The 4,596-nt window shown below is 69.1% G+C and carries 7 protein-coding genes; all 7 read right to left on the bottom strand.

The window, feature by feature from the left end; genetic code table 11:
• Positions 1-1,188: flagellar basal-body MS-ring/collar protein FliF (gene fliF, locus RWO33_RS19340; RefSeq protein WP_314106980.1), on the bottom strand; the 1,188-nt coding region annotated here is incomplete at its 3' end.
• Between the two features lie 36 nt (positions 1,189-1,224).
• Positions 1,225-1,521 (bottom strand): flagellar hook-basal body complex protein FliE, encoded by a 297-nt coding sequence (fliE, locus tag RWO33_RS19335; protein ID WP_314106978.1) that lies wholly within the window; start codon positions 1,519-1,521, stop codon positions 1,225-1,227.
• Positions 1,521-1,913, bottom strand: coding sequence for a flagellar basal body rod C-terminal domain-containing protein (locus tag RWO33_RS19330; RefSeq protein WP_314106977.1), 393 nt, complete (start codon positions 1,911-1,913; stop codon positions 1,521-1,523). The genes fliE and RWO33_RS19330 overlap by 1 nt, the downstream gene beginning before the upstream one ends.
• A gap of 2 nt (positions 1,914-1,915) precedes the next feature.
• Positions 1,916-2,275, bottom strand: coding sequence for a hypothetical protein (locus RWO33_RS19325; protein ID WP_314106976.1), 360 nt, complete (start codon positions 2,273-2,275; stop codon positions 1,916-1,918).
• Between the two features lie 22 nt (positions 2,276-2,297).
• Positions 2,298-3,413: a flagellar basal body P-ring protein FlgI gene (locus tag RWO33_RS19320; protein WP_314106975.1), complete on the bottom strand. Its 1,116-nt coding sequence runs from the start codon at positions 3,411-3,413 to the stop codon at positions 2,298-2,300.
• Positions 3,410-3,985: a flagellar basal body L-ring protein FlgH gene (locus tag RWO33_RS19315; RefSeq protein ID WP_314106974.1), complete on the bottom strand. Its 576-nt coding sequence runs from the start codon at positions 3,983-3,985 to the stop codon at positions 3,410-3,412. Before RWO33_RS19315 ends, RWO33_RS19320 begins: the two co-directional genes overlap by 4 nt.
• On the bottom strand, positions 3,978-4,596 hold a 619-nt coding region (locus RWO33_RS19310; protein ID WP_314106972.1), incomplete at its 5' end, for a flagella basal body P-ring formation protein FlgA. The genes RWO33_RS19315 and RWO33_RS19310, both read right to left, overlap by 8 nt.

The raw sequence follows: 4,596 nt of genomic DNA, 5'->3' as shown, positions 1-4,596 counted from the left end.
GGTGGGCGGCGCGGAGGTCGACGACAGCGCCGGCAGGTCATGCGCGGCATTGCGCGATTCGTCCCAGCGCTGGTCGCGGCCGAGCCGCGAAACCGCCAGGCGGTCGCCGCGCAGTTCGTTGATGCCCGCCACGGCGGCGACCAGCGAGCGCACGCGTTCCACTTCACTGTCGTCCAGCTGCGGCGGCAGTATCACCGCCACCGACAGCGATTCGACCCGGCCCGGGGCACGCGCGATTTCCTGCCGCGCCGTACCGTGCACATAGCTGGACTCTTCCTGGTTCTGGTTCTGCGCCCCCTCGGTACCGCCGCTGTGGCTGACCCGCCGGTTGGCAAGCAGCCCATTGCCGTCCGTGCCCTGCGCCAGCGGTCGCTCGTTGACTTCGCGCACCGCGTCGAAGTTCAGTGTCGCTTCCACCGAGACCCGGAACTCCTCGTTGTGCAGCACCTGCCCGAGCAGGTCCACGATGCGTGCCTTCAGCCGGTTCTCCAGGCGCAGGTCCTCGTCGGACTGTGCCTGCAGGTCGGTGTCGCCCATGGCGTCTGCGCTGGCCCCGGCCAGCAGGCCGCCGTCGGAATCCAATACCGACACCTGGTGCGGCGCCAGGCCTTCGACCGACGCTGCCACCAGGCTGCGCACGCCGTTGATCTGCTTGCGGGTCAGACTCTGGCCCGGCTCCAGCGACAGCGCCACCGAGGCCTTGGAGTCATCGCGCTGGTCGGCGAACAACCCGGGGCGGCGGATGGTGAGGTGTACGCGGGCACTGCTGACCCCCGGCAAGGCGGCGATGGTGCGTTCGATCTCGCCCTGCAGGGCGCGCTGGTAGTTGACCCGCTGGGCGAATTCGGTGACGCCGAAATCGGAGTCATCGAACAGCTCGAAGCCCACGTGGCCGCCGCGCGGAATACCGGCCGACACCAGCCGCATGCGCGTTTCGTACACCGCATCGGCCGGCACGGTGATGGCGGTGCCGCCGTCGGTGATGCTGTGCGGCACCTTCCACTCGGTCAGCGAGGCCACCACTTCGGCCGCGTCGCGTTCCTTCATGTTGCCGAACAGCAACTGCTCGGGTGGACTGAGCACCCACCACAGCACCGCGCCGGTCACGGCGAGCAGTGCCACGACACCCACGACCAGACCGATGCGCGCCGGTCGTTGCAGGGACTGATAGAACGTACTGGGATTCATGGCGTCGACTTGAAAGGGTGATGAGGGTCAGTGCGGTCAGAGCTGCAGGCGGGCCAGTTCCTGGTACGCCTCCACCAGCCGGTTGCGCACCTCGGCGGCCAGGCTCAGGTCCAGCCGTGCCTGCTCCAGCGAAATCATCACTTCGTGCACCGGCACGTCGCGGCCCGCAGCCAGGGCGCGCACGCCGGCCTCGGCGGTATCCAGGCTGTTTTCGACCTGGCCCAGACCGGCGCCCAGCCAGCCGGCAAAGTCCGTTGCCGGCGCCGCGGTAGTTGGAATGGCCTGCGACACGCCCGTGTCCAGGCCGATCGGTGCGATGGCGTCCATGCTCATTACTTGGCTCCAATTTCAAGCGAGCGCAGCAGCATGCTGCGCAGCAGGTTGAACGAACGAACGTTGGCTTCGTAGCCGCGGCTGGCGGTCATCAGGGTGGTCATTTCCTGTACCAGGTCGACCTGCGGAAAGCGCACCTGGCCGTTGGCATCGGCCAGCGGGTTGCCGGGGTCGTGCACAGTGCGGCTGGCCACCGGCGCCTGCTCCAACCCACCGCCCTGCCCCAGCAGCTGGCCGAAGCCATCGCCGCTGCCCACCCGCCACAACATCGCGTCCTGCCCGGCGGGCACGGCAACGTTGGCGGCGGCGATGTTGCGGCTGGCGGCATCCAGGCGCAGGCGTTCATAGCTCAACCCGTCGCGGGCGACATCGAGTACGGAATCGACCGGCATGCTTAGTTCCTCCCGACCACGGCAAGCCGCATCAGCCCGAACTGGCGGCTGAGCGCTTCGGTGAGGGACTGGAAACCAGCGCCCGCACCGACCATTTCGCTGACCTGTTCGTCCAGGTTGAGCGGCGTCTCCAGCGGCCGGATGGTGGGCTCGCGCACCGACTGGATCGCCTGCGCAAGTCCGTTGGCCTGGCCGTCCGCGGCAGCGTCCAGCAGCGCCTGGTACTGCGAGAAATCCGCACGCAGGGCCAGGCTGCCGGGCACCGAGGCGTTGGCGATGTTGGAATTGGCGATCTCCGCGCGGGTCTGGTACATGCCCAGGGCCAGCCGGATCGCATCGATGGTGGTATCGCCGTGGGACATCAGCCTGCGTTCTCCATGGAGGTCATTGAATGACCAGTTCGCCATCCAGCGAACCGGCCGCCTTGATCGACTGCAGCACCGCGATCACGTCGCGGGTGCTCAGGTGCACCGCGCGCAGTGCGGAAATCAGCTCTGCCACGGTGGCGCCCTCGGGCACCTGCACCAGCGGCGCCTCCGGGTCGTCGGCCCGGATCGTGGTGCTGGGAACCACCGTGGAGGCAATGCCGCGGCCCGGGCGGTAGTAGATGCCGTCCGGCTGCGAGACCTGGTATTCGGTGCGGATCTCCACCCGAAGCCCGGCATGCGAAATGCCTACCTTGCCCAGCCGCACATCGCCGCCTGCCACCACCGTGCCGGTGCGCTCGTTGACCACCACGCGTGCCGGGCGGTCCTGCACCACGGTGAGGTTTTCCAGGCGCGAAATGCGCTCGACCAGATTGCTGGGCGTCGCCGCGAAGTCGACGGTCACCTTGCCGGCGTGGTCGGCGCGCACCGACAGCGACGGCTCGGCGCTGCGGATGGCATTGGCGATGCGGGTGGCGTTGGTGAAGTCCGGCTCGTTGAGCAGGATGCTCAGCTGCCGCCCCTGCCCGGCCACCTGCAGCGGCGACGCCTGTTCCACGCTGCCGCCAGAGGGAATCCAGCCGACGGTGGGATGGTTCTTCTGCAGCGACGCGGTGACCCCCTGGAACTGGTACCCGCCCACCGAAATGGCGCCCTGGGCCATGGCGTACAGGCGTCCGTCCGGGCCCATCAGCGGGGTCAGCATCAAGGTGCCGCCAGTGAGGCTGCGTGCGTCGCCCGACGAAGACACCTGCACGTCCAGCATCTGCCCCGGTTCGGCGAACGCAGGCAGCTTGGCGGTGACGATCACCGCGGCCACGTTGCGGCTGGCAATGTCCGCATCGTCAACGTTGACGCCGAAATTGCGCAGGGTATTGGCCACCGATTGCACGGTGGCGCGGTTGCGCTGCGAATCGCCGGAACCGGACAGGCCGAACACCAGCCCGTAGCCAGTCAGCGCGTTCTCGCGTACGCCGGCCACGCGGGCAATGTCCTTGACCTTGACCGTGCCGGCCTCGGCCGTCGACGTGGCGCACAAGGCGGACAGCAGCAGGAACAGGGGGATGGTCCTCACATCAACCTCAGCCACTTGAACAGACGGTAGATCACGCTCTGGCGCTGGGATTCACTGACGATGCCCACCCCGTCCAGCTCCAGTTCGGCATTGGCGATGCGGTTGGACCACACCGTGTTCTGCGCCGAGACGTCCTGCGGCCGCACCAGGCCCTTCAACCGGATGCGCTGGTTCTCGCCGTTCACGGTGAGGTTCTGCCAGCCCTCGATGCGCAGGCCGCCATCGGGATCCACCGCCACCACTTGCACCGACACCTGGGTGCGCAGCTCGCCCACGCGGGTGGTCTGCGCGCCGCCGGAGTTGCTGCCGCCAAGGCCCAGGTCAGCGTCGTAGTCGGTGGTCGGGGTGCGCAGGCCGGCGTTGAGCTCCAGCCGGCTGGACGCGTCGGTGGCGGCCTGCGAACGCGCGCGGGTGGCTTCGGCCACGAACACGGTGATCACATCGCCCACCCGGTAGGCACGATGGTCGGCCGCGAGCGCGCGGTAGCGCTCGGGTTCGATCAGGCTCTGCGCCTGCACCAGTGGGCTGGCCAGCATCAGCAGGGCCAGGGTAAGTACTGCCTTGTCATTCATCGATCAGCGCCTCTGCCGGTGCCACTACCCGCGCCTGTACCGCACTGCGCGAACCCTGCGGGCGGACGCTGATGCGCTCGCCGACCACGCCATCCATCAGGGCCGTGCCCGCCACCACGATGCGTACCGCACCGCGCTCGACCGCAAGCTGCACTGGCTGCTGCGCCACCACGTCCGGCACGCCGGCAAGGTCGGCCTGCAGCACCGGGGTGCCGGCACGCACCGCACGCCGCAGGCGCAGCGGCGCCTTTACGTCCAGCGTTGCCATGGCCGCGCCGTCGCAGCACACCATGTCCACGTTCGCGGTGACCGCCTGCACATCCGACAGCGGGGTGTTCACCGCGTAGTCGGCCTGGTAGGCCAGCACGCTGCGCGGTTCGCTGGCTGCCAGCCACACCGTCAGGTTGCGCCGGACGCCGTCAGGGCCGTCGACCTGCACCGGCACCGAAGCCCGCGCACGCGGCCAGCGTCCAGCCACCTGGCCGACCTGCACGCGCGCCTCGGCGCCTACGCCGGCAAGGTCGGCCACCCGGCCGATGGGGCGTAACGTGGCTGCGCGGCCCGGCGCGCGCCGGCGCGCCTGCACTTCGACAACCACCCGGGCGGCCCCG

The sequence above is a fragment of the uncultured Stenotrophomonas sp. genome (assembly GCF_963519925.1).
Taxonomy (GTDB): Bacteria; Pseudomonadota; Gammaproteobacteria; order Xanthomonadales; family Xanthomonadaceae; genus Stenotrophomonas; species Stenotrophomonas maltophilia_AE.
The sequence above is the reverse complement of the archived record's forward strand: the minus strand, read 5'-3'. Positions and strand labels throughout refer to the sequence as shown.